Source organism: Trinickia fusca, from assembly GCF_003628145.1.
Lineage (GTDB): Bacteria > Pseudomonadota > Gammaproteobacteria > Burkholderiales > Burkholderiaceae > Trinickia > Trinickia fusca.
Map to the genome: position 1 here is coordinate 106,640 of NZ_RBZV01000012.1, position 25,289 is coordinate 131,928.

20 protein-coding genes are annotated in these 25,289 nt (G+C 64.4%); 13 read left to right on the forward strand and 7 right to left on the reverse strand.

Features of this window, described 5'->3' with window-relative positions; translation table 11 throughout:
* Positions 1-7: 7 nt before the first annotated feature.
* A complete protein-coding gene (gene pilN, locus D7S89_RS22200; RefSeq protein ID WP_425470882.1) occupies positions 8-1,738 on the reverse strand; it encodes a PilN family type IVB pilus formation outer membrane protein in 1,731 nt (576 codons plus the stop codon).
* Complete coding sequence (locus tag D7S89_RS22205) at positions 1,738-2,970, reverse strand: toxin co-regulated pilus biosynthesis Q family protein (protein ID WP_121281017.1); 1,233 nt, start codon at positions 2,968-2,970, stop codon at positions 1,738-1,740. Before D7S89_RS22205 ends, pilN begins: the two co-directional genes overlap by 1 nt.
* A gap of 321 nt (positions 2,971-3,291) precedes the next feature.
* On the opposite strand from D7S89_RS22205, the gene D7S89_RS22210 reads away from it, so the two are divergent.
* The 5 genes from D7S89_RS22210 to D7S89_RS22230 all read left to right on the forward strand — a co-directional run bounded on the left by D7S89_RS22210 (position 3,292) and on the right by D7S89_RS22230 (position 8,813).
* On the forward strand, positions 3,292-4,392 hold the full coding sequence (locus D7S89_RS22210) for a type IV pilus twitching motility protein PilT (RefSeq protein ID WP_121281018.1): 1,101 nt from the start codon (positions 3,292-3,294) through the stop codon (positions 4,390-4,392).
* Positions 4,393-4,946: 554 nt separating this feature from the next.
* On the forward strand, positions 4,947-5,342 hold the full coding sequence (locus tag D7S89_RS27255) for a hypothetical protein (protein WP_147426737.1): 396 nt from the start codon (positions 4,947-4,949) through the stop codon (positions 5,340-5,342).
* A gap of 202 nt (positions 5,343-5,544) precedes the next feature.
* The gene (locus D7S89_RS22220; RefSeq protein ID WP_121281076.1) at positions 5,545-6,981 is read left to right on the forward strand and encodes a helix-turn-helix transcriptional regulator; all 1,437 of its coding nucleotides are present in this window, start codon (positions 5,545-5,547) and stop codon (positions 6,979-6,981) included.
* 80 nt (positions 6,982-7,061) lie between these two features.
* Entirely contained in the window at positions 7,062-7,721 is a 660-nt protein-coding gene (locus tag D7S89_RS22225; protein ID WP_121281020.1) for a GNAT family N-acetyltransferase, read from the forward strand.
* 18 nt (positions 7,722-7,739) lie between these two features.
* Entirely contained in the window at positions 7,740-8,813 is a 1,074-nt protein-coding gene (locus D7S89_RS22230) for an LLM class flavin-dependent oxidoreductase (RefSeq protein ID WP_121281021.1), read from the forward strand.
* A gap of 69 nt (positions 8,814-8,882) precedes the next feature.
* Here the strand turns inward: D7S89_RS22230 and D7S89_RS22235 are convergent, their stop codons facing one another.
* From D7S89_RS22235 to D7S89_RS22250, 4 genes are all read right to left on the reverse strand, one after another.
* Positions 8,883-10,280, reverse strand: coding sequence for a polysaccharide pyruvyl transferase family protein (locus D7S89_RS22235; RefSeq protein ID WP_147426738.1), 1,398 nt, complete (start codon positions 10,278-10,280; stop codon positions 8,883-8,885).
* A 46-nt stretch (positions 10,281-10,326) separates the two neighbouring features.
* A complete protein-coding gene (gene menD / locus D7S89_RS22240; protein WP_121281023.1) occupies positions 10,327-12,093 on the reverse strand; it encodes a 2-succinyl-5-enolpyruvyl-6-hydroxy-3-cyclohexene-1-carboxylic-acid synthase in 1,767 nt (588 codons plus the stop codon).
* Between the two features lie 19 nt (positions 12,094-12,112).
* Entirely contained in the window at positions 12,113-13,246 is a 1,134-nt protein-coding gene (locus D7S89_RS22245) for an aromatic ring-hydroxylating dioxygenase subunit alpha (protein ID WP_121281024.1), read from the reverse strand.
* A gap of 235 nt (positions 13,247-13,481) precedes the next feature.
* Positions 13,482-13,931, reverse strand: a complete 450-nt coding sequence (locus D7S89_RS22250; protein WP_121281025.1) for a hypothetical protein — start codon at positions 13,929-13,931, stop codon at positions 13,482-13,484.
* 345 nt (positions 13,932-14,276) lie between these two features.
* Between D7S89_RS22250 and D7S89_RS22255 the strand changes: the two genes are divergently transcribed.
* Positions 14,277-14,600: a hypothetical protein gene (locus D7S89_RS22255; RefSeq protein WP_121281026.1), complete on the forward strand. Its 324-nt coding sequence runs from the start codon at positions 14,277-14,279 to the stop codon at positions 14,598-14,600.
* Positions 14,601-14,716: 116 nt separating this feature from the next.
* Here the strand turns inward: D7S89_RS22255 and D7S89_RS22260 are convergent, their stop codons facing one another.
* Entirely contained in the window at positions 14,717-15,370 is a 654-nt protein-coding gene (locus tag D7S89_RS22260) for a peroxiredoxin (RefSeq protein WP_121281027.1), read from the reverse strand.
* Between the two features lie 515 nt (positions 15,371-15,885).
* Between D7S89_RS22260 and nirB the strand changes: the two genes are divergently transcribed.
* From nirB to D7S89_RS22295, 7 genes are all read left to right on the forward strand, one after another.
* Positions 15,886-18,318 (forward strand): nitrite reductase large subunit NirB, encoded by a 2,433-nt coding sequence (gene nirB, locus D7S89_RS22265; protein WP_121281028.1) that lies wholly within the window; start codon positions 15,886-15,888, stop codon positions 18,316-18,318.
* A gap of 11 nt (positions 18,319-18,329) precedes the next feature.
* On the forward strand, positions 18,330-18,656 hold the full coding sequence (gene nirD, locus D7S89_RS22270) for a nitrite reductase small subunit NirD (protein WP_121281029.1): 327 nt from the start codon (positions 18,330-18,332) through the stop codon (positions 18,654-18,656).
* Between the two features lie 16 nt (positions 18,657-18,672).
* Entirely contained in the window at positions 18,673-21,381 is a 2,709-nt protein-coding gene (locus D7S89_RS22275; protein WP_121281030.1) for a nitrate reductase, read from the forward strand.
* Positions 21,382-21,389: 8 nt separating this feature from the next.
* Positions 21,390-21,965, forward strand: coding sequence for an ANTAR domain-containing response regulator (locus D7S89_RS22280; RefSeq protein ID WP_121281077.1), 576 nt, complete (start codon positions 21,390-21,392; stop codon positions 21,963-21,965).
* Between the two features lie 6 nt (positions 21,966-21,971).
* Positions 21,972-23,090 (forward strand): CmpA/NrtA family ABC transporter substrate-binding protein, encoded by a 1,119-nt coding sequence (locus tag D7S89_RS22285; protein WP_121281031.1) that lies wholly within the window; start codon positions 21,972-21,974, stop codon positions 23,088-23,090.
* A gap of 120 nt (positions 23,091-23,210) precedes the next feature.
* Positions 23,211-23,924, forward strand: coding sequence for a trypsin-like serine peptidase (locus D7S89_RS22290; protein WP_121281032.1), 714 nt, complete (start codon positions 23,211-23,213; stop codon positions 23,922-23,924).
* 161 nt (positions 23,925-24,085) lie between these two features.
* Positions 24,086-25,234: an HPP family protein gene (locus tag D7S89_RS22295; protein ID WP_121281033.1), complete on the forward strand. Its 1,149-nt coding sequence runs from the start codon at positions 24,086-24,088 to the stop codon at positions 25,232-25,234.
* The last annotated feature ends 55 nt before the right edge of the window (positions 25,235-25,289 follow it).

A 25,289-nucleotide genomic window follows, 5' to 3' on the forward strand; every position in this document is an offset into this window, starting at 1 on the left:
GTACCGTTCATGCGCCCGTCGCCGTGCGCGCGATCGGCGTGATCAGGATCACGATGACCTCGCGCGAGCGCTTGCCTTGGAAACCACCGCCGAGCGCATAGTTCTCCGCCTTGCCGACGCCTTGCTCGGTCAGGTTGTCGCTCGTGCCTTCATAGCCGCTGATCACCAGCGTCTCGCCCGACTTCATCGCGACGCGCTGCAGGAAGTTGCGCGTGTCGATTTCCGGCGTCTGGATTTGGAGCGCATTGGGACCGGTACCGCTCGACACTGTCTTCAAGTCATCGAGTGCCGAGAGGTTCGTGTAGAACTGCAGCAGCACGGTGCCGTCGTCGAGCATGTGCGGCAGCAGCGTCATGTTGAAGCCCGTCGTGACCGTCCCCGGCGTCAGCGACGTGGAGGAGCCCACGTTCGCCGTGTTCGTCGTCGAGATCGACGCGAGATAGCCTTGTTGCGTCGCGACTTGCACCGGCACCGGCTGGTTATTGAGCGTCGTGACCGAAGCCGACGTCTTCCGGTGTACCTTGCCTTGTTCCGAGAGCGCCGCGATGATCGCCCGCGTGCCGCTCGCCCGGCTGTTCGGCGTGATGACGGTTCCCGAGAAGGTCGGAGCGCCGGTCACCGCGGCCGCGAACGTATTGGAGAGCTGGAAGCTCGTCCCCAATGCTTGATAGACGGCATTCCAGTTGATGCCGTAGGTGTCCTCGTCGGAAAGCGTCACCGTCAGCACCGTGACGTTGATCATGACCTGGCGCGACATCACGCGGTTCTGCTCTTCCATGAAGCGCCCAACGCGTTCGAGCGCATCAGGCGTATCGGTCACGGAGATCGAGCCCGTCGCCGGCGAAGCCACGACATTGCCGTACGGCGACAGCATCGCCTTGATCGCGGCCTCGAGGCTGCCGAAGATCGACAGTTGCGAGTTCACCTGCGTCGTCGACGTGTTGTCCGACGACACGCCCGTGCCGCTCGAACCGCCGCCCCCTCCGCCACTGGAGCCGACCGAGCTGCCCGAGCCGCCCGCGGTCGTATTGCCGTTGTCGTTGTTGGCCGCGCTGACGACGTTGGCCTTCAGCGACGAATCGCCGGGCACCGCACTGACCTGGAACGTGCGCGTGTCGGTGAAATAGAAGTTGACCACGCCGTTCGCGTACTTCCAGTACACGCCGAATTGCGCGCTTGCCGAATCGAGCAAGCCTTTCAGGGTGCCGTTGCTGTAGACGATATGCAGGGGCATCGCTACGCCGCCGCTCGATGGCGAGCCGCCACGCGTGGGCGGCAGCGGCGGCTTGACGACGGCCGAACTGCCGATCGTGCTGCCGCCCGAGTGCGTATCGCCACCCGAGAAGCCATCGAGCGTGCGCTGCGCGGCCGCGCTTGCATCGGGGGCGACCTTCGTCGGCATCTGCGTGAGACGCGTGATGCGTTCGGCGAACTCCTGCAGCGAGGAGACCGAACGATCGAATGTCGCCGGCTCGGCAAACAGCGGCGGCAATGAGGCATCGGCCGAGAGCTTCACCGTGCGGCCCGACAGCCAGATGCCGTTGTTGACGACCACGTCGTCGATGGCATGCACGGCGATGTGACCATGCTCGCTGTCGGAGACGAGCGCATGGCCGTTCTCGGCCTCCTGGTTGGCCGAGCGCGTGATCTTGTCGCTCAAGCCGCTACAGCCCGTCGTGAACACCGTCACGAATGCCATCACGCCCGCGCAAACGCGGGTCAAACGATCTTTGCGCATCATGCTGCTCCCTTCGCGACGATCCGAAGAACTTTGTTGCCCTTGTAGAGCACCGCTTGAATCGGCGTGTCCGATTTCTCGAGCGCACGCACGACCGACTGCAACGCTTCTTCGAAGGTGCCGGTGATGGTGGCGTCCGCATCGACGCCGAAATCGATCGGCACGTCCCAGATGAGTTGCCAGCCGCCATCCTTGGCCCAACGCGTGAGCGCGTTCTTGACGGTGTGGTCGGCGACCGCGAGCTGCCACGTGCGCACGGGCTCGGGCGGCGGCGCTGGGGGTGCTGAGGGTGCCGGCGGAGCGGCAGCGGCTGTAGAAGTCGAAGAGACAGGCGGATCGACTTCGACATCCGGGGCCCGGGTCGGCTGAGCGATCTGCCGCGTGCTGGTCGTGCGCACAGAAGACGACGCCGCAACGGGCGGAGCCGGTGGCGTCGCCGTCGTGGTCGACGCAGCAGCAGCGGGCGCTGCCGGCGCGGGCGCGACAGCAGGCACGGCCGCGCCGTCGGTGATCTTCGGCGGAATGCCGCTAGGCGGTGCAACGTTCGTCGTCGACGTCAACGTTGAGTTCGTCGCGCTGTGCGGTGCGACGTTCGCAGCGATTGGCGCTGCGATTGGCGCTGCGATTGGTGCTGCAATAGGCGCGACGGCAGGCGCGATCGGCGCGGCAAGCGGTGCAGCCGCCACAACCTGCGGCGGTTGCGCAGCAGCACGCATCACGGCCGGTGCGGCGGCGACGGGCGACGCGATCGGAGCCGCTGTCGCAACAGCGCTCGGCGCATTACCTGAATAGGATGCAGTCGTTGCCCCCGGCGCGCCCCAGACGTGCTTCATCGCAAACGCGCCATCATCGGCCATCGCTCGTGCGCTCGTGCGAACCGTCACGAGACGCAACTTCAGATCGACGTCAGCCGACAAATCGGGCGTTGCCGACAACGCTTCGCGCAACGCGGCCACGAACGGCACATGGCCATGCCACGTGACGGGCACGTCGGCCCACGCGCCCGCATTGGGCAAGTTGATGCTGTACTCGGGCGGCACGATCTGCTCGATCGCATGCCGCAGCGGCACGCCGTGTCCGCCCTCACCCACGCGCGGAACCACGCGCGTGTCGCCCGCTACCTCGACCTGCCCGGGCTCCGCACCCGCGGCTTTAGGCCTTGCCGCCGCTTCATCAGCGATGCCGCACAAGACACCCACCAGCGCGGCACAGCACACTGTCAGCTTACGCATGTTCTAGTCCTTGCCGTCGACGTCTACAGAAGGCGGCAGCAAGCCCGAGCCATACCGCGCCCGACGATTCGCGCAACCCACTCGCGCACATCGCAGCCGTCCCCCCACGAGACGGCTTGCTCACTACCGGTTCTGCCCAGGCTCTTCCAGCGCGAGCCCGGAATCTTCCGGCTGTATTGATTGTTTTTTCGCCTGCTTTACTTTGACTGCGTTACTTCATAAGCTCGCGGAAAACCGCTGCGGCGATCCGATTCCGATCAGGCTCGCCTGTGGCGCCCCGCGCTAGCGCCCTTCGTTCACCACGACAACCACCGCACTTCCATGACTACCGACTTCGGCACCATGCGCGACCTGACGCGCGAGATACTCGATCTGGTCGACCTGCGCCAAACCTTTACCGACATTCATATCGAGCAAGACCGCCCGATCATGATCAAGACGCCGCGCGGCTGGACCGAAACCGGCGACGGCCCCGTTCTGTTCGACGAGATGCAGCCGATGCTCGACGCAATCGACAGCGACTGGCGCACCCACCTTGCGCACGGCGCACTCGATCGTCCGTTCGTGCTGACGCGCTGCCGGCTGCGCTGCAACGTGTACCGCAGCTCGGGCGGACGCAAGACGGTGATCTCGATGCGCCGTCTGCCGCTCGAACCGCTGCAGCTCGACAAGCTTGGCCTGCCTGCGTACGTGAAGACGATGCTCGAAGCGACCAAGGGCATCGTGCTCGTCACCGGCCCGACCGGCTCGGGCAAAACGACGACGATCTCCTCGCTGCTCGATCACATCAACCGCACACGCAACTCCCACATCATCACGATCGAGGAGCCCATCGAGTATCACCTCGACAGCCGTCAATCGATCGTCTCGCAGCGCGAAGTGCCGACCGACACCCCGAACTTTTCCTCGGGCTTGCGCGAAGCGCTGCGACAAAAGCCCGACGTCATCATGGTCGGCGAAGTACGCGACCTCGAAACCGCCGAAACCGTGCTGCAAGCCGGCGAATCCGGCCACCTCGTCTTTGCCACGCTGCACACGAGCAGCGCGATCAGCACGCTTACGCGCCTGCTGTCGTTCTTCCCCTCGGCCGAGCGTGAACGTCACGCCGTTTCGCTCGCGAACTCGCTGATCGGCGTGATCTGCCAAAGCCTCGTGCCAGCCGAAGACGGCGAACAGTTCGTACTCGCAAGCGAACTGCTGTTCAACAACAACCAGCAAGTGAGCAAGCTGCTCGTCGACCCGAACAAGCTGCACTTCGTCGGCGACTTCATCCGCCGCAAAGAGGACAACATGTCGCGCTCGCTCAACGAGCACCTGGCTTCGCTGGTCACGCGCAACGCCATCTCGTCGCGCGATGCGCTGCGTGCCACCTATAACCGTATGGAACTGCATGAGATGCTCCAAGGGTCGGTCAAGCGTTAAGCGCATTAAAGCCGCTCGAAAGGGCGGCTCGCACGATGTTTGACAAAGATTTACAAAGCCACGAATCCCATGCCTGCGTGCGGCGAATTATTCGACTGCAAACTTACTGCACTCTGACGCATGGGAGCGGCCGACATTTCTTTACAAAGCCGTGCCGCAAGAGATGCTAAGACAATCAGACCCTGCTTATACCTCACTTAGACCCCGCTTAACGGCAGCGAAGTATAGCTCGCGTATTAGGGTTTTCACTAGCATCAATTTAATGCAGGCATAATGTTTCAAATAAGCCTAGTGAAGCAAGCGAGCTTAATTCGTTTTTCCATCGAGGCGATAGATTTTTCCAATGCCCCGACGGGGAGCCGACGAAACGTTTGCGAAATAATAAAAGCGGTGAATCTGCTGCCTTCCTTCGCTTTGGACGCCTGAGCTTCGCAAGCGCGCGTCCCCATCCTCGACGAGTCGGGCTACAACTCGGCCTACGCGGAAGTTGCGGGCGCAACGGTTCCGTAACGTGCCGGTACGCCGTACCGACTACTTACCTCGAGGAAAACATCATGCCCGATCCAATCAATAACAATGGCGTAGGCGGCGTAGGCCACCACGACATGTCCCTCGGACTGCCTGAGCACCACGGCTCGTCAGGTCCACAATCGTCACAGCAAAACTCCTCCCACTTCGGCGGCATCAATGGCGGGTCGCCGATGCACGGCATCGGACAGGAAAGCGGCTTCACGCCGCGCATGATGGCGAATCTGGGCGGCGCTGCGAATAGCGGCATGCATGCGATGGCGGCCGCACAAGGCATGATGGATCACAACCAGGCGGTGGGAATGATGTTCCAGGCCAAGATGGCCGCGAATGCAATCAATCAGTCCATGTTCACGGCTGTCCTGCAACAGCAAAAGGATATGGCCGGCGACGTCAAGAAGATGTCGGAAAAGATCAACTAATGCCGTATTCGGTATGCCGTGGCATGTCGCATGCACAACGCGCATGCCACGGTGTATTTTTTTATGCGTTTTTGTAAACAAGCGTCGCAACGTAACAAACCATCACAATTCGTCGAAGCCGCAGGCCGCTGTTGAGAACATTCAATCCAAGACACCGACGTGTCGACCGATTGCAAGCCAACGATTCTCAATGGAGCGTGCCATGTTTTCGAGCATCTATTTCGCCGTCGCCTCCGCACTGTCTGCCGAGCCCCAATTTCCTGCCTATACGCGCAAGATCCTCGCAGGACAACTGAACGAAGCCTGTTCCGCAGCGGCGGCCTGGTCCGACCCCGACGGCGTGGGTCGCGATAGCGACTACCTGCCCATGCTCGCTTACGGCGACGCGCAGCTCGTGCTGGGCCGCTACGTCGAAGCCGAGGAAACGTATCGCAAGGCACAACGGCTGGTGCGTCATTCACGCGAAGCACTGCGTATCGTGTCGTGCCGCAATGCCGGCTGGCAAGCGTTCTTCCAGAACCGCCTGAGCACGGCGCTCACGTGCTTCGCACGCGTCGGCAGCGAATCGGACGCCACTTGCGAGCAGCGCATGGAAAGCCTCGTCGGCGAAGTGCTCGTGCTGCATCAGCTCGGCAGCCTGACATCGGTGGGGGCACGCTTGAGCGCGCTCGCAGAACTCGCCGCATCGGCACAAGACCCGCGCTGGAGCGAGCTCGCGACGGCATTGCATCGCGACCTGCTCATTCAACAGCAAGTACGCAGCGCCGACGAGTTGCACGATCACATCTACTGGCGCTCGGCCGAATGCGACTTTGTGCCGCAGCAGAACACGGTCGACACACCCGCTTCGCAGCTCGCTGCGCAGATGCCGCTGCTCGCCCAGCGCCTCGCCTATGTCGAGCAATTGCGTGTGTTCGCGACGGGCGGTCGTCATCACGTCGAAACGCTCGATGCCCATCTGCATTGGGCGCAGCGCACCGGACTCACCACCTATCATCGCGCGCTGTGCCTCGAAGTGGCCGTGGCCGCGCTGGCCGCGTCGGCCCCGAACACGGCCGAGGCCATGCTCAACCAATGCCGCGTCGTGCCGGGCCAGCAGCCGTGGCATGAGCGCTGGTACCTCGAATACGTCTACTGCCTCGCCAAGGTACGTCAGCACCAAGGACGCATCCAGGAGTTCGCGCAGTTGTACGGCCGCTATGCGCTGGCCTCGATCCGACATGTGCGCACCGACAACCAGTCGATGACGCCCGTGGCCGCGGAGTCGCTGAACGCGACGCGCCAACCGAAGTCCGACGACGTCAGCGCACGTCTGCCCGGCAAATATCGACGCGCCTACCGCTACCTGATGGAAAACCTCGATCAGCGCGATTTGTCCGTGCGCGAGCTCGCCGCCCACATCGGCGTGACCGAACGTGCCATTCAGGCCGCGTTCAAAACGTACCTGGGCTTGTCGCCGAGCCAGTTGATCCGACGCCAGCGCATGGAGCGGATCCACGACGAACTCACGCGCGAAGACGGTTGCGCGACGAGCGTGCTCGAAGTCGCGAACAAGTGGGGCGTGCAGCATCGCTCGACGCTCGTGAACGGCTACCGCAAGCTGTTTCACGAAGCGCCGTCCGAGACGCTCGCGCGCTGACTCCTCTCACTCCGCGCGTGCGGCGCGGCCATGCGCCGACGCTGCGCGCGCGGCCTCTTCCCTACCGAACGAGGTCGACAATGGAATCGTTCAACCCGCCGCGCTTCATCGAAACCGAGCATCTGCTGCTGCGTCCGTTCGCCGAGGCCGACGCGCCGCAGCTCTACTACGCGCTGTTCGGCGACCCGGCCGTCACCGAATGGCTGCCGATCAAGACGCTCGAATCGGTCGATGAAGCGCGCGCGCTGATCCGCAAGATGCTGCATGGCTGGGAGCAACACAGCTGCTACACGTGGGCGCTCGAAGACAAGGAAACGGGATACCTGAGCGCGATCATCGAAGTGCGCCCGAATCTGCCGCGGCTCGAACTCGGCGCCGCGATCAGCATGCGCAACACGCATCGGCGCCGCCGCGCCGGGATCGTTGCACTACGCAAACTGATCGACTGGATGATCGCTCAACCGAGCGTGCATCGCATCTACGCGTGTTGTTCGCCCAACGCCAAATCGGCTCCGGTCATGCAAAAGCTTGGCTTCGAGCTCGAAGGGCGACTCGTGAACTGGGATGCCAGACCCAACCGCGGCCTCGAAGCCGACGATGTGCTGATGTTCGCGCTCACGCGCAAACCAGCTGCCGAGCAGCCAGCGATCGCACAAAACGATGCGCGCGTAGGCTCACCACGCGAAGTCGATACCCACCAGCACGAAACCGCCGCGCTCGAAATGAGCTGCGTCGCCTGACACCTTTCCGGAGCCCCCATGCAATTTGGCACCTTCATGACGATGCAGTCGCCCGATGCGGCGCCTGCGCACGAGATCTACTCACGGGCGGTCGACGTCGCCCAAATGGCCGAGCACATCGGTCTCACGAAGCTGTGGCTCGCCGAGCATCACTTCACGAACTACGCCTATACGTCACGTCCGCTCGTGCTGCTGTCGCACATCGCGGCCAAGACGCGCCGTATCCGTCTTGGACCGGCGATCGTTCCGATTCCGCTACATCATCCGTTGATCGTCGCCGAGGAATTGGCAACACTTGATGTTTTGAGCCGAGGACGTGTCGAGGTGGGGCTCGGCAAAGGCTATCAGCAGTATCAGTACGACCGCTTCGGCATGACCAAGGGCGAGGACGAGACGCGTTACATCGAGTCGATCGAAATCTTGCAGCGCGCGCTGCACACGCCCACGTTCTCGTATCAGGGCGAGCGCTTCGACATCGCGCCCACGCGCCTCTATCCGCAGCCCATTCAGCGGCGTGCGCCGTTCTGGCTCGTCGTCAATTCGGGCCGGCGCGAGTCGGTGGCGCAAGCCACGCAGGCTGGCATGCATTTGTTCACGGGCGTGCTCGAACCGATCTCGCGTCTGACGAACGTGCGCGCCGCGCATCCCGATCTGTTTGCCGCAGCCGATCCTGGCTTGCTCGTCGGCACGCAGCGCCCCGTGTATGTCGCCGAGAACGAGGCCGATGCGCGCGACGCATTGCGCGCCGCACGCTGGAACGGGCGCGCGACCGTGCGGCTGCGTTACGACGCCGCACAAGTGCAGGACGGCATCGTGCATGCCGAGCCGTTTCCGGGCGAGCCCAGCGACGAGCAAATGCTGCGTGACTATGTCGTGATCGGCACGCCGGACCAATGTATCCGCCAGCTCGAACGCATCCGCGATGGCCTCGGCTGCGACTACTTCAGCGCGAGCTTCTGGTTTGGGGACTTGTCGCACGAGCGTGTGCTGGCTTCGATGGAGCGTTTTGCGCGCGACGTGATGCCGGCATTCTCCCGCGGTGCGCGTGACGAAGCGAGCGCCCAAACTGCTCAAACGGCCATGGCTTGCTAAGCAAGCATCGACGGCAAAAAGGGGCGGCCCGCTTATTGCGCGCCGCCCCTTTTTGTTCTTACCGAGACCTCAACGCTGAAAGAAAGCGTCCACGTCCCGCTTGAGCTGCAAACCCATCTGCTCGAATTTGGCGATTTCCCGCTGAGTCAGCGCAGCATAAGCATCACGCAAACTATCGAGCGTCGCCCCGATCCCCGCATCGATGCGCTCGAGCGCACGCTGTTCGAAGCCGCGCTCATCGCACGGAATCGTCCAGTCTGCCAGGCCATTCTCTTCGAACAATTGATCGATGCGCGCATCCATCGACACGCCGACCACCGGCACGCGGTTCGCAATCGCCAGCACGGAGGCATGGTAGCGCGTGGTCACGACCCACTGTGCCGATTCGAGCGTCGCCACCACCGTATCCAGCGAGTGCACACCGCGGGTGATGATCGGCACATCGAACGGCAGCAGTGCCGCAATCTCCTCGCACGCTGCCCGATCGAGTTGCTCCATCGCCACCAGCACGGGCGCGTAGCCACGGCGCCTCAGTCCGTCCGCGATAGCCGCGAAGCTGCGCTTGTAGGCGGCAAAGCGCGCCGCGCGCAGATCGTCCCAGCTATGGAAGTACAACGGCCCGTAACGCAGCGGCGATTTCGCGCCGGTCACGTCCAGTTCGAGCGCCCGGCGCACGTCGGTATGCACAGGCCACCAGAACGGATTGTTCGGACATAGCACCGCATAGCGCGGCGGCAACGGCGGCAACGAATTCGGTGCGGCACGAAATGCCCATGCCGTATCGGCTCCGTCGTGCGTCGCGATGCCGAGCCCGGCGAGCCGTTCGGCCGTGCCGCGACTGCGGCAGACGATCTTGACATCGCGCGCCGTGGCCGGCGCAAAGCGTTCGAGACGCGCCGACATGGCCCCCGCGTCGATCCCATAGGCACAGGCGAAACGCCCATGGGCGGCCGCGAGACCGACGCCACCGATCAACAGTGCGGCGAGCGCATCGGAAAACTTCGACGTGTACGTCGAACCCTCGACGTTGAGCACGACATCGAAGCGGTCCATCGCCGCATCGAGTGCATCGGGCAAGTAGACGTCCGACGGCATCAGCACATTCGCCGCACGAAGCTCGGGATGGTCGAAGATGTTCCCGCACGCGAACACGGTTAGCTCGAGCGGCTGGTCGGCAAAGCGCCGCCGCAACTGGCGCAACGTCTCGATCGTGCGCACGTCGGCGCCCGTGTTGCCGGCACCGGCGTACCCCAGCAGCAGCACGCGCAGCGGCGCGCCCTTCTCGCGCACCGGCGCTCCGGCATTGGCGTTGGCGCGGCGCGCATGGGCCGCCTCGATCAGCTCACGAAAATCATCGAGCAGTACCGAGTCGGGATCGAGCGAACACAGAAAGCGTCGCTGCCGTTCGGCGCTTCGCGTGGCAACTTCGAGCCGTGCGGCTTCGTGGGGATCGTAATAAGCGTTCAACAAAGGCTCCGTCGCGTGGTTGCTACTTTCTACTTATATAGGTGTGTCAAAGGCACTCGAGCATGGCCCCGAGGCAATGCAATCCGTCGTAGGCAGAACCGGGGGCCACGACGGCCTCGACGATCGTCACGCCCTCGCACGCGGCTGCGCCGTCGAGGGCAGCACGCAACGTCTGGCGGTTAACCGCCCGCGCATAGCGCAAACCGAACGCGGCCGCGACGAGTCCGACATCGCATTGATACGGATTACGAATCGCCGTCTCGTAGTCGGGCTGACTCGCAAGCGGCAGAAAATCGAAGATCGCGCCACCCGCGTTGTTGACGACGCAAATGCACGCCGCACGCGGATGCCGCTGCAAATTCGCGAGCGCAGGCAAGTCATGCAGGAACGCAAGATCGCCGAGCACGAGCATGCCGCGCTGCCGCGTCGCGACCGCCTCGCCGAGAAACGTCCCGAGCGTGCCGTCGATGCCCCATACCCCGCGATTCGAAAACGTCGGCTTCAGTTCACCGCGGTTTTCGTAGAACAGATCCGCATGCCTGATCGGCATCGAATTGCCGAAATGGATGAAATCGAAGCCCTCGTGCGCGAAGATCTCATGGGCCGCCGGCAATTCGCCCCACGGCAACATGTCGAGTACCGCGCGCCTTTGGCGGGACACCGTACGCGCCGCACCGCGCCACGCGGCGAGCCATTGCTCGTCGCCAGGCGCCAACACGGTGGCCAGCGCATCGAGTTCGTCCGCGCTCGGCGCAACGAGCGGCGTAAACGTCTCGTGCAGGTAATCTCGCGCGAGCGGCGTACGGCTCACGCGAAGCGTCGGGCAAGGGTGCTCGAGCAGATAGTCCTGCACGAGGGGCATGACCGGTGCAAAGCCGAAGCGAACGATGAGCTCGGGCGATGCCACCGGCCGCAGGCGCTTCACCTGCAAGGCATCGTAGCCGCTCAGCACCGCGTCGTTGCCGCCAGCGCGCAAACCACTTGCGGCATCGGCCAAGACAGGAAAGCCCGTGCGTTTCGCAAAGCGCGCCAGGACGTCAGGCGCGATGCCGCACTCAGGCCCAGCGATAATCAACCCCCTCAGGCCAGGGCGCAAATGAAGCTCGCCCACGAGCGCATCGATATCGTTGGGCCGACGAGCAATCGGCGGGTGGAAAAAAGCCGGCCGTCTGGCTTCTCGCAGCGCGGTGGGGGAAATCGCGCAGGGTTCGGTCGAGTCATAGCGGCCAGCAAAAGGGAGATTGATCTGCACCGGCCCCGGCCTTGGCCCGTCACGCTCGGCCAATACCGCGGCCACGCGCGTGCGCAGCGCGGTGAACGCGTCTGCGCTATCGAGCGGATCGGGCAGATCCACGGCGGCACGCACGAATGCCGCGCATGCGCCGACATGGTCGATCATTTGGCCGAAGCCACTGCCGCGCAACGAACGCGGACGATCGCAGGTCACGAGCACGAGCGGCAGACCGCATTCGTCGGCTTCGGTCAGCGCGGGCACGAGGTTGGCGACAGCCGAGCCCGAGGTCGTCACGACCATCGCCGGCTCGCCCGTCGCCTTGATCATGCCGAGCGCGGTGTAGGCGCCGCTGCGTTCGTCGGCACTCACGACCACGTCGACGAACGAGGGTCGCTCGCGCACGGCGAGCGCCATCGCCGCCGAGCGTGCGCCGGGGCACAGCACGACACGACGAACCCCTACGGCTTCGAGCTCGTCGAGCACGCAGCTCAACCAGAGTTGATTCAGATTGCGCACGACGGGCGTCTCTTCGCCCGCCGCCGCGGTGATGACTTCATCGATGCATGGCGTATCGCTCATATGCGGGCAGCCTCCTTTGTTAGCGTGCAAGCGCCGAGCAATCGATCGGCACCGCGGTGAGCTCGGGCATCGGCGTCTTGCCGCCCTGCTCGGCTTCGCACTGCTCGATGCGCGCTTGCTGTTCCAGTTGTTCGGTCGCGATCTTGCGATCCATGATGCGGCGCGCGCGAATCGCCGCGCCGTCGATCGACAGCAGCACGGGGCGCGCTTGCCAGAAGTCCTGATCGCCGAGCGCGCACTGCTGCGCTTCGAGCATCGGCAGGTCTTCCTCCTTGAACGGCGTCATCAGGCCATCCACCGCATATTCGACGAGCGTTCGTGCGGCTTCGCCCATCGCCTTCGGCAAACCGAACGCGAAGAAGTAATGCGTCGACGTTTCGGTTTCAGGTGTCAGGAAATGCCCCGAGTACGACATGCGGCCGAACTCTCGCGGTATGCCCGAAGGCGCCACGCCGACTTCGATCGACATGAGGCCCGGCACGTCCCAACGCACGTTGAGCCAACGATCGACGGCCATGCCCGGCGGTACGCCATAAGCGTTTGCGACGAACTCCTGCAACTGTTCGCCTCGGCAAACGCGGCGCGACCAGACCGTCTCGCCGACTTCGTCGAACGTCATCGTGCCCGACGCCATTTGGTTGCTGCCGAGCGTGTCTGGATGAAGGAATTGGAAATGGCTCAGATCGAGCAGGTTGTCGGCACTGAGCTGGAAATTCGCCCGTGTGAGCAGATAGCCCGTGCTCGTCTCATTCTCTTGCGGATCGAGATAATCGAACGCGGGCAACGGCGTGACCGCCACGCGCTCGGGCTCTCCCATCCAGATCCAGACCGCGCCGTAGCGTTCCTCGACCTCGTATGAGGCCACGCGCGCCGCGGCCGGAATGCGGCCGTCGCCATGCGGGTTGTGCACGCAGCGGCCGGTGCGGTCGAAGCGCAGGCCGTGGTACGGACATTCGAGCGCGTCACCGCGCACTCGCCCGCCATCCATCGGTGCGAACCGATGCGGACAGCGATTGGCCAATGCCACCGGGCGCCCGAGCGAATCGCGATAGAGCACGATCGATTCGCCGAGCAACGTGCGTTGCAGCGGCTCGGTTTGACTGACGTCGCTGCTCCACGCCGCGACGTACCACGCGTTTCGCAAGAATGGCATCGTATCGTTCCCCCGTCATGTGCGTCGGTCGAAGGCCGCCGTCCCAGGGAGCGGGACGCGCAGGCGTTCGATCTGATGGCGAGGAGTCTAGCGACGCGATTTCGGCCGATACGGGCCGTGGGCGAAGTGTGGAGCGGGGATGCGAAGAGGGTGGGATTAGCGCTTCAAGTTCGACGGCACCGCATGGCGGGGGCGGGCCGTCGACAAGATCTGTTGGTCCGCGAAATCAAGCGAGTTACGGAAACCGCACCTCGACCGCAAACGACGTACCCGCATCGCCGCTAACGACGCAGTGACGGCCTACCTCGACCGTATCGAGATTGATGGCCATCTGCTTGAGCTGGTCATGCGACGCATTCGGCGCCACCGTCTTCATGGCCGCGATGCGCTCCTCGCTGACGGTCTCGGGGCCTTGTAACACCGGCTCGCACTTGAGCGTGACAGGTGCGCCGTTATACGTGCCTGAAATACCCTGCGTCGTCTCGTCATCGATGCCCCTTACAACCGTCTTGCCATCGATGCTGGCTTCGTAAACGTCGTGTGCGAACGAGCCCGTCGTCACGCACAACTGCGCTGCCTTGCCGCTGCTCGATGCCGGCTGAGCCGCCTGGCATACACGTTTGCCTGAAACAGCCGTCAGGATCGGAACGGCATCCTTGGCGGTGTCGGCTTTGGCTTGCGGCATAACACTGCCATAAACGGCAGCAACAGCAATGAGAAAAAGCGATGCGGTGTTAATTCGTTTCATGTCGTTCACGCAGGGGTTGGGCTGGCCGCTCCTCCCGCTATTGCCAGCTCGGCGCACAGACGCGGGGGCCGATGTTTAACGGCAGTGGGAACGGCGATCTTGAGATACTGCCGAACGAATTCATCAGACATAGAAGAAAAAGCGGCCCACGCCCGCTCCCCGGCATGCGTTCGCACGAATCGTTCGGCATCCGATCAATGCCCCGCCCCCCGTAGCGCGCCAGGGCCGATCGGCGCTAAACTCGAATCTTCCAGAGGAACTCTCAAGCGCCGGAGAGCCATCATGAGCGACATCGATCCCGCGCGGACCTTCCGCGGTCTTCCGCTGACGCCTGAACAAGATGCCGAGATCAGGCACTACATCAAGGTCCGCAAACAGCACGGCAAACCTTGGGATACGCCTGAACTCGCCGCCATGGTGCGCGATATGCTCGAGCCGCCGGGCGACGAGGAAGCCGAAGACGATCTCGGTGCCGATTACACGCGGACACGCATGGCTGCTGAGCGCGCCCAGTGCTCCATCGAAGACGAAATGGATCCGACGGAGGCCTCGGAGGAATGGCAGGCTGCGATGGAATCTGAAGCGATGAAGAGGTTGAATCAGTAAGACTGGCCGGTCGCGCCATGGTGCCGCGCCGAACGATTCGCCACAGATAAGGATACGGATATCACTTCAGGTGCGCTGCGCACAGCCCTTGCCGGCGCAACGCACGTTACCCCCGCTTACTTCGGCTGCGCCACCGTACGCAGATACGGCTTGAGCGTCTTGAAGCCCTCCGGATACTTCTTCTTCGCGTCTTCATCCGACACCGACGTCGGAATGATCACGTCATCCCCGGGACGCCAGTTCACCGGCGTAGCCACCGTGTGCGCCGCATTGAGTTGCAGCGCATCGAGCAAGCGCAGTACTTCGTCGAAGTTGCGGCCCGCGCTCATCGGATACACCAGCATCGCCTTGACCTTCTTGTCCGGGCCGACGATGAAGACCGAGCGAACCGTCGCATTGTCGACTGCCGTGCGCGCACCGCCGCTCGCGTTCGGGTGAATCATGTCGTACAGCTTCGCGATCGTCAGGTCCTGGTCTCCGATCAACGGATAGTTGATCGCGTGGCCCTGCGTTTCCTCGATGTCGCCGACCCAGTTCTTGTGATCGCTGACCGGGTCCACGCTGAGGCCGATGATCTTCGTGTTGCGCTTGTCGAATTCCGGCTTCAATCCCGCCATGTAGCCGAGTTCGGTCGTGCAGACCGGCGTGAAGTCCTTCGGGTGCGAGAACAGGATCGCCCAGCCATTGCCGATCCATTCATGGAACTTCAGGGTGCCTTCGGTGGTTTCTGCGGTGAAATCAGGTGCGTCGTCACCGATACGGATGGTCATACCAAACCTCCTTTCTTTAGTGCGTTGGCAAGCCTGGGCCGTGCATGATTGAGCACGGTGATGAGATGAGGCTCCGAATTATAGACCTCGAACGCGACGCACAACGGCCACATTCGCACCATTGCGAGCGCGGCCGCGCCGAACGAGTGCGAGCTTCCGAACACACTGCACTGCTGCGGTGCAGCAGTCCTCAAACGCATGTCGGTGAAACGCGCCGAGCCCCGCCACACAAGGCTTCGACCGTGCCTTAACAAGGCTATCTAAGCGTTGGCATGGGGCTTGCCTATGACTGGCCCGTGCCCGGCAACGGCGTCGGGATGCATGCAGTGCAACGCGATTCTGGCGTCTCGTTCTGCTTTATAACGAATTCGCCAATGCTTATCGCTTTTCAAGGACAACGGCGTCCCCTCGTGCACACGGCACGAGCGGACGCCGTTTTCTTTCGCTGATGCAGATTCGTGATTTCGGTCGAGCAACGCTGCTGCGACGCCTTACTGGTTCAAGGAGTGACAACGATGAACGCACCCCGACTCGTCGTGATCGGCAACGGCATGGCCGGCATTCGTACCATCGAAGAGCTGCTCGCGCTCGCCCCCAACCATTACGACATCACCGTCTTCGGTGCCGAGCCGCATCCGAACTACAACCGGATCCTGCTCTCGCCCGTGCTGGCCGGCGAGCAAACGTTCGACGACATCGTGCTCAATCCGCTCGACTGGTATCGGCAAAACGGGATTCATCTGCATCTGGGCAAGACCATTGCGCGCATCGACCGCAAGCGTCGCTGCGTCATCGCCGAGGACGGCTTCGAAGCGCCCTACGACCGGCTGCTGATCGCCACCGGCTCGCAGCCGTTCATTCTGCCGGTGCCGGGTGCCAAGCTCAAAGGCGTCATCACGTATCGCGACATCCAGGACACGCAGGCGATGATCGACGCCGCGCGCGTCAAGCGTCACGCCGTCGTGATCGGCGGCGGCCTGCTCGGCCTCGAAGCGGCAAACGGCTTGAAGTTGCGCGGGATGGACGTGACCGTCGTGCACCTGGCCGCCACGCTGCTCGAGCGCCAGCTCGACGCGAACGCGGGCAAGCTGCTGCAACGCTCGCTCGAAGCGCGGGGCCTGGCGTTCCTGCTGTCGAAGGCCACCGCCGAAATCGTCGGCGATGCCGACGGCAACGTCGCGGCGGTGCGCTTCAAGGACGGCGACGAGATCCCAGCCGACCTCGTCGTCATGGCCGCCGGCATCCGTCCGAACACGACGCTCGCCGAAGCCTCCGGCCTGCATTGCGATCGCGGCATCGTCGTCAACGACACGCTCCAAACGTACGACCCGCGCATCTACGCCGTCGGCGAATGCGTAAGTCACCGCGGCGTGGCGTATGGGCTCGTGGCCCCTTTGTTCGAGCAGGCCAAGGTCTGCGCGAACCACCTCGCGCTGATGGGCATCGGCAGCTATAAGGGCTCCGTGCTGTCGACGAAGCTGAAGGTGACGGGCATCGACCTCTTCTCGGCCGGCGACTTCGTCGGCGGCGAAAACACGGAACAGATCGTCCTGTCCGATCCCGCTGGCGGCGTCTACAAGAAGCTCGTGATTGAAGACGACCGGCTCGTCGGCGCGTGCCTCTATGGCGATACGGCCGACGGCGCGTGGTACTTCAAGCTGCTGCGCGAAGGCCGCAAGCTCGGCGAGCTGCGTGACCGGCTCATGTTCGGCGAATCGAGCGTCGGCGACGTCGGCGTGCAGGGCCAGAACCGCGCAGCCGCGATGGCCGACAGCGACGAAGTGTGCGGCTGCAACGGTGTCTGCAAGGGCACCATCGTCAAGGCCATCACCGAGAAAGGACTGTTCACGGTCGACGACGTGAAGAAGCACACGAAAGCCGCAAGCTCGTGCGGCTCATGCTCGGGCCTCGTCGAGCAGATCCTCATGAGCACGGTCGGCACGAGCTTCCAGGAAACGCCGAAGACCAAGGCGATGTGCAGCTGCACCGACCGCACCCACGACGAGACGCGCAAGGCGATCCGCGAGCACAAGCTGCTCACGCATCAAGCCGTCCACGACTTCCTCGAATGGCGCACGCCGAACGGCTGCGCGACGTGCCGCCCCGCGATCAACTACTACTTGATCTCGACCTGGCCGCGCGAGGCCGCTGACGATCCGCAAAGCCGCTTCGTCAACGAGCGCGTGCACGCGAACATTCAGAAGGACAACACGTTCTCGGTCGTGCCGCAGATGAAAGGCGGCGTAACGACGCCCGACGAACTGCGCCGAATCGCCGATGTCGCCGACAAGTACCACATTCCGATGGTCAAGGTCACGGGCGGTCAGCGCATCGACCTGCTCGGCGTGAAGAAGGAAGACCTGGTGAACGTGTGGAAAGACCTCGGGATGAACTCGGGGCACGCATACGGCAAGTCGATTCGCACGGTCAAGACCTGCGTCGGCAGCGAGTTCTGCCGCTTCGGCACGCAAAACAGCACGCAGATGGGCATCGATCTCGAGACGATGCTCGCGAACATGTGGTCGCCGCACAAGGTCAAGCTCGCCGTCTCCGGGTGCCCGCGCAACTGTGCCGAAGCCGGCATCAAGGACGTCGGCGTGATCGCCGTCGACAGCGGCTGGGAGCTTTATGTGGGCGGCAATGGCGGCATCAAGACCGAAGTCGCGCAGTTCCTGGCCAAGGTCAAGACGGCTGACGAAGTGAAGGAGTACTCGGGCGCGTTCCTGCAACTGTATCGGGAGGAAGCGCATTACCTCGATCGCACGGTTCACTACATCGCACGGGTCGGCCTCGACTACGTCAAGCGCAAGATCGTGGACGACGCGGCCAACCGCAAGGCGCTCTACGAACGTCTGCTGTACGCGCTCGAAGGGATGCCCGATCCATGGCAAGCGCGTATCGACGGCGCACAACAGCGCGAATACATCCCGCTCACGGTTATCGATTGAGGAGTTCACTCATGGATCGTTCGTCCCTTCCCCCCTGGACCCGAGTCTGCAACGTCAGCGACATCCCGCGCCTGGGCAGCCGCGTGCTCAAGCATGCCGACGGCGACATCGCGCTGTTTCGCACGGCCGACGACGAAGTGTTCGCGCTGCTCGACCGCTGCCCCCACAAGGGCGGGGCGCTGTCGCAGGGCATCGTGCACGGCAAGGCCGTGACGTGCCCGCTGCACGCCTGGAACATCGAGCTCGACAGCGGCGCGGCGCGCGCGCCCGACGAAGGCTGTGCACGGCGCTTTCCGGTCAAGGTCGACGGCGACGCCGTATTCGTCTGCCTGGCATGACGGGAGCGACGTCGCGATGAAAACCGTCACGCGCTCGACCTGTTGCTATTGCGGCGTAGGCTGCGGGGTGCTCGTCGAAACCGAGCACGGCCGCATCACGGGCATCGCCGGCGATCCTGATCATCCCGCGAACTTCGGGCGCCTGTGCACGAAAGGCCGAACGCTGCCGCTCACGGCCTCGAGCACGACAGGCCGCGCGCTACGCCCCGAGATGCGCGTGACACGCGACGAGCCGCGCCAGGCGACCGATTGGGCGAGCGCGCTCGATCACGTGGCCGATCGTCTCGCGGCGATCATCGAACGCGACGGGCCCGATGCGGTCGCCTTGTACATCTCCGGCCAGCTGCTGACGGAGGACTACTACGTTTTCAACAAGCTCGCGAAAGGCCTGATCCGCACCAACAACATCGACACGAACTCGCGGCTGTGCATGTCGAGCGCCGTCACGGCCTACAAGAAGGCGCTCGGAGCAGACGGCCCGCCCACGTGTTACGAAGACCTCGAGCTCGCGCAGACGGTGCTGTTCGCCGGCAGCAACATGCCGTATGCCCACCCCGTGCTGTTTCGCCGCCTCGAGGACGCGAAAGCGAAGAACCCCGACATCAAGTGGATCGTCGTCGATCCGCGGCGCACCGACGCGGCTGCGCTCGCCGATCTGCATCTGGCCATCGAGCCCGGCACCGACGTCGCGCTCTTCAACGGCATGCTGCATCACCTGATCTGGGAAGGCGCCCTCGATCGCGCGTTCATCGCGGCGCACACGGCCGACTTCGATGCGGTCAAGGCGCTCGTGCGCGATTACCCGCCACACGTGGCTGCGAAGATATGCGGCATCGACGAACGCGACCTCATGCAGGCCGCCGATTGGTTCGCCGCGAGCCCGGCCACGTTGTCGCTGTACTGCATGGGCCTGAACCAGTCGAGCCACGGCACCGACAAGAATCTCGCGCTGATCAATCTGCACCTTGCTACCGCGCAGATCGGCAAACCCGGTGCCGGGCCGTTCTCGCTGACGGGCCAGCCCAACGCAATGGGCGGGCGCGAAGTGGGCGGCATGGCCACGATGCTGGCCGCGCATCGCGAGATCGGCAATGCCGAGCACCGAGCGGAAATCGAAGCGCTGTGGGGGGTAAGCGCTCTGTCGGACCGCCCAGGCCTGCCCGCGGTCGAGATGTTCGATGCCATGGCAAGCGGCAAGATCAAGGCAATCTGGATCGCCTGCACGAACCCGGTGCACTCGATGCCCGACATCGCGCGCGTGCGCCAGGCGCTGGCGAAGGCCGAGTTCGTCGTCGTGCAAGAGGCCTTCGCGCAAACCGACACCGTGCCGTACGCCGACGTGCTGTTGCCCGCCGCAAGCTGGGGAGAAAAGGCCGGCACCGTGACGAACTCGGAGCGCCGCATCTCACGCGTGCGCGCCGCCGTCGAACCACCCGGCGAGGCGCGGCCCGACTGGTGGATCGCGAACGAAGTGGCGCTCAAGCTCGAACAAAGGTTCAGGCGCGCGGCGCAAGATTCGGCGACGACGCGGACCTTGTTCCCGTTTGCCTCGCCGCAGGACGTGTTCGACGAGCACCGCCTGCTGACGATCGGACGCGACCTCGACATCGGTGCGCTCTCCTATGCGACGCTCGAGCAGCAAGGCCCGACGCAATGGCCGATGCCGGCCGGCGCGCACGAAGGCACGGCACGCCGCTACACCGATGGTACGTTCGCCACGGCAGACGGCCGCGCACGGTTTCTTGCGACGCCCTATCTGCCCGTCGCCGAGCCGACCGATGCTCGCTATCCGTTCCATCTGCTGACGGGCCGCCTGCGCGATCAATGGCATGGCATGAGCCGCACGGGCCGCGCCGATGCCTTGTTCGCGCACACGCCCGAGGCGACGCTCGTCATGCGGCCGGGCGACGCCACGCGGCGCGGGCTCGAGGAAGGCCAACTGGTGACCGTGACGAGCCGGCGCGGCAAGCTCGTGCTGCCGCTGCAAACCTCCGACGACGTGGCGCCCGGCACCGTGTTCGCCGCCATGCATTGGAGCGGCCAATACCTGAGCAGCGGCGGCATCAACGAAGCCACGATCGGCGCCGTCGATCCGTATTCGGCGCAGCCCGAGCTCAAGCATGCGGCCGTGCGCATCGAGCAAGCCGACTTGCCCTGGCGCCTCGTGGCCGCCAGGCGCGGCGATACGCTCGCGCTGCGCGCCGCCGTGCAGCCGCTGCTCGCCGAGCGGCGCTATGCGTCGATCCGCATCGAAGACGAAGACCTGATCGTCATCTCGGCCGCCGATACGGCATCGAACGCGGATTGGGCCGACCGCCTGCACGACGCGCTGGACCTGCCGCGCGGCGACGATCTGCTCGAATACCGCGACGCGCGACGCGGCCGCGAGCAGCGTGTGGCATGGCTCGGCAACACGATCGACGGCTTCCTGCTGTCGGGCGATACCCAAGGCGCGCCCGCGCTGATCGAACAGATCCGCTCGGCGCAGCCGTGGCAAGGCCCGCGTCATGCGATCTTCCTGCGCGGCGACGATGCATCGCGTGCGCAGGTACGCAAGGCTCGTATAGTCTGCAATTGCAAACAGGTCACGCAGACGCAGATCGAAAGTGCGATCGCCGCGCGCGCAAGCCTCGAAGACATGAAGGCGACGCTCGGCTGCGGCACCGTCTGCGGCTCATGCGTCCCTGAAATCAAGCGACTCCTCAATGCGACGGCCGTCGCATGAATGCATCGATGCTGCGAATTCTGCTCGTGACCGACACCGACAAACCGATCGGCGAGATGCGCGATGCGCTCGCGCGGCTCGGCTACGACATGCTGCTTGACGCGGCGACGCCGCAGGCGCTGCCGAGCGTCGTCGAACGCGAACGGCCCGACGTCGTCATCATCGATACCGAGTCGCCCTCACGCGACACGCTCGAGCATCTGGCCGTCATGAACGAAACGGCGCCGCGGCCCGTGCTGATGTTCAGCCACGACGCGAACCAGCAACTGATCCGCGATGCCGTCGACGCGGGCGTGACGGCTTATGTCGCCGAAGGGCTGGCCCCCGAACGGCTCGCGCCGATTCTCGAAGTCGCGCTCGCGCGCTTCGCGCACGAGGAGAGGCTGCGTCAGCGGCTCGCGAAGGCCGAAAGCGAGCTGGCCGAGCGCAAGACGATCGATCGTGCCAAGCGGCTGCTGATGGAGCGCGGCAAGCTGTCGGAGCACGACGCCTACGCGACGCTGCGCAAGCGCGCGATGGATGCGGGCGTGCGGCTCGCCGAAATCGCGCGCCGCGTCGTCGATGCGGCCGACACCCCGAGGTAGCACGACATGGACATCGATATGCCCTCTTTCGCCACGCCGGCCCTCCCGCTCGAGAAGACGCATCTGCGCATCGGCTTCGTCGCGCTGTCGGACTGCGCCCCGCTCGTTGCCGCAAAAGTACTCGAATTCGGCCATCGCCACGGCCTCACACTCGAGTTGTGCCGGCAGCCGTCGTGGGCCGCCGTACGCGACAAGCTGCTCTCGGGAGAACTCGATGCCGCCCATGCGCTCTACGGGCTCGTCTATGGCGTGCAGCTCGGCATCGGCGGCCCCCAGGCCGACATGGCCGTGCTGATGGTGCTCAATCGCAATGGCCAGGCGATTACGCTGTCGACACGGCTGGCGCGCGCGCTCGACGACCATGGCACGCTCCAGGCCGCGATCGCGACGCTCGAGCGCAAGCCCGTCTTTGCGCAGACGTTTCCGACCGGCACCCACGCCATGTGGCTCTACTACTGGTTAGCTGCGCAAGGCGTGCATCCGCTGACCGACGTCGAGAGTGTCGTGATTCCGCCGCCGCGCATGGTCGACGCCCTCGCGCGCGATACGCTCGACGGCTTCTGCGCGGGCGAACCCTGGCATGCACTGGCTGAGGCTCGAGGCGCCGGCGAGACGGTCGCCGCGACGAGCGAGATCTGGCCCAATCATCCCGAGAAAGTGCTCGCATGCCGGCGCGATTTCGTCGCGCGTCATCCGCATACGGCGCGTGCGCTGATCCGCACAATGCTCGAAGCGTGCCGCTGGGTCGATGCGCCGACGCACCGCGACGAAATCGCATCGTGGCTGGCGAAGCCCGATGCGCTCGACGTGCCGCGCGAATTCATCGCGCCGCGCCTGACCGGCCGCGAAGGCGGCAAACGCTTCGCCCGCGCGCCGCTGCCCGTGTCGTTCTTCGACGGTGGCACCGTCAACTATCCGCGCGCCGCCGAAGGGCGCTGGTTCCTCGCGCAATATCGCCGCTGGGGACTCTGGCGCGGCAGCGAAGCAGCGACTGCGGACGATGCCGCGATCGCCGCGGCCGTCAACCAGACTGGGCTCTATCGCGAGGCAGCAGCACTCGCCGAGGTGCCGCTGCCGCCCGACACGCGCACCGACGTCCTCTGCGACGGCGCCACCTGGCGCTAGTCCGGCGCTAATCCGGTACCGGGCGGGTAGCGAAAGGCACAGGGCGTCTGCCCTATTTCGCACGGCCCGCGAACCTCGCATGCTGGCAGCACAACAACCCTGCGCGCATGGGAGGCGCATATGCTGCCGCTGGTCGAACCTTTTCCTGTCGTCGACACGAGCGACGAGCCCTACCGCAACGTCGTCATGCTCGCGATCGAACGCGACGACGGCACGCGGGTCCGGCATGCGGGCGTGCTCATCAACGAAAATCACGTGCTGACGTCGGCGCACAATCTGCTGCGACGTGCGAAGGCGGGCGACTATCGTGCCCGCGCGATCAGCGTGCATGGGTGTGTGGCGAACGAGCACGGTGATGCGCCCCCCATCGAAGCAGTACATGGCTTCTACCCCCAGGCCTTCGTCGCCCATCCGCTGTATCCCGATCGCTGCTGGGACGTAGCGGTCCTGCGTCTGGCCCGCGAAGCAGGTCGCGAGCCTTTCATCAAACCGTGCTCGGTGCGCGTGGGTGACTTCCCGGTCGATCCGATCGTGCTGGGCTATCCGCGTGCGCGACAGTACCGAATGGTCCGGCTGCGCAGCACGCTCGTCACGTCGGACTACGATGACCGTCTCTTCTATTGCCCGGGCGCAAACCAGACCGCCTCGAGCGGGTCGCCGCTGATCGACACGCATACGACGCCCACGCGGCTATACGGCGTGCTGGGCGGAGACGACGACGACGCGGGCACGGACCGCAGCGGTATCTTCTTCGGCAAGGCCAGTCTCACGTTCGTGCGCACGGCCCTCTATTTACCCGAGACGCCCGGCCAATTCCTGACAGCGGTCGACTGAGCAGCGTCCCATTTTTATTTCCGGTTTCAGCATGCTTGTGGCGCGTGCGTCACGGTCAGGTTGGCGCACTTATATCACATTGACATATAATCTCGGGCTTCGCGTGGTGACGGTGCGTCCGTTTGCCGCACTTTTCTTCATTCGATCCAACAAAAGACAACGTGACTCGCCTAGCCGTCGCCCGCTGGTTCCTGAGCTTCGCCCCGCACCCTGTTACCGTGCCTTGGCGCGAACGAGTGCGTGCATGCATCGGCGCGCTGATCGGCATTGCCGTGACCGGCGCGACCATGCACTGGCTATTGGGTCCGGAAACACGCATCCCGTTTCTGGTCGCCCCGATGGGAGCGTCGGCCGTGCTGTTGTTCGCCGTGCCGGGCAGCCCGCTCGCCCAGCCGTGGTCGCTGCTGGGCGGCAACTTGGTCTCGGCGACGGTCGGTGTGTTGTGCGCCCATTGGATCGCGGACCCGGTACTCGCCGCCGCAACCGCCATCGCCATCGCCACGTGCGCGATGTTCGCGCTGCGCTGCGTGCACCCGCCGTCAGGCGCCGTCGCGCTGACGGCCGTGCTCGGTGGCCCCGTCGTTCACGCATTGGGCCTGCGCTTCGTGATCGAACCGATCGGCCTGCAATCGGTCGTGCTGCTCGCCGCCGCGATCATCTATCACACCATCACGCGACACCGATACCCGCACGCGAGCCGCCCGAGCGCCAATGCGCAGGCAGTTGCCGCATCGGTCGGCGTCACGCGCGAAGATCTCGAGGCGATCGTCCGTCAGCACGGCGAAATGATCGACGTCGCGCCTGACGATCTCGCGTCGCTGCTGCACGAAGCGCAGTTGCTTGCCTATGCGCGCAGCTTCCGCGAACTGACTTGCGCGCAGATCATGTCGAGCGAACCCGTCAGCGTATCGCCGAACACGAGTGCCGCCACGGCTTGGCGCCTGCTCGAGCGTCATCGCATCAAGGCACTGCCCGTCGTCGACGATGCTCGGCACGTCGTGGGCGTCGTCACGCGCACCGATTTCATCGGACGTGCGCCGTTCGACTTGCGACGCCTGCGCACGGAGCGCTTGACGCTGCGCCGCGACGGGGCAGCCATGCGGCAGGTCAGTGAGTTCATGACGCCGAAGGTCTGCACGGTCGACGCATCGATGCCCGTGGCCGAGTTGATTCCGCTGTTCGCCCACTACGGTCACCACCATATCCCCGTGCTCGACGATCAACGCCGCCTCGCCGGCATGATCACGCAATCGGATCTGATCGGCGGCCTGCATCGCCAGGCGCAAACGAACCCGCTGCGCACGGCCTGAGCCGGCTCCAACCCGCCCACGTCGCAGGCCTCATCCGAAATTTATATCACAACAT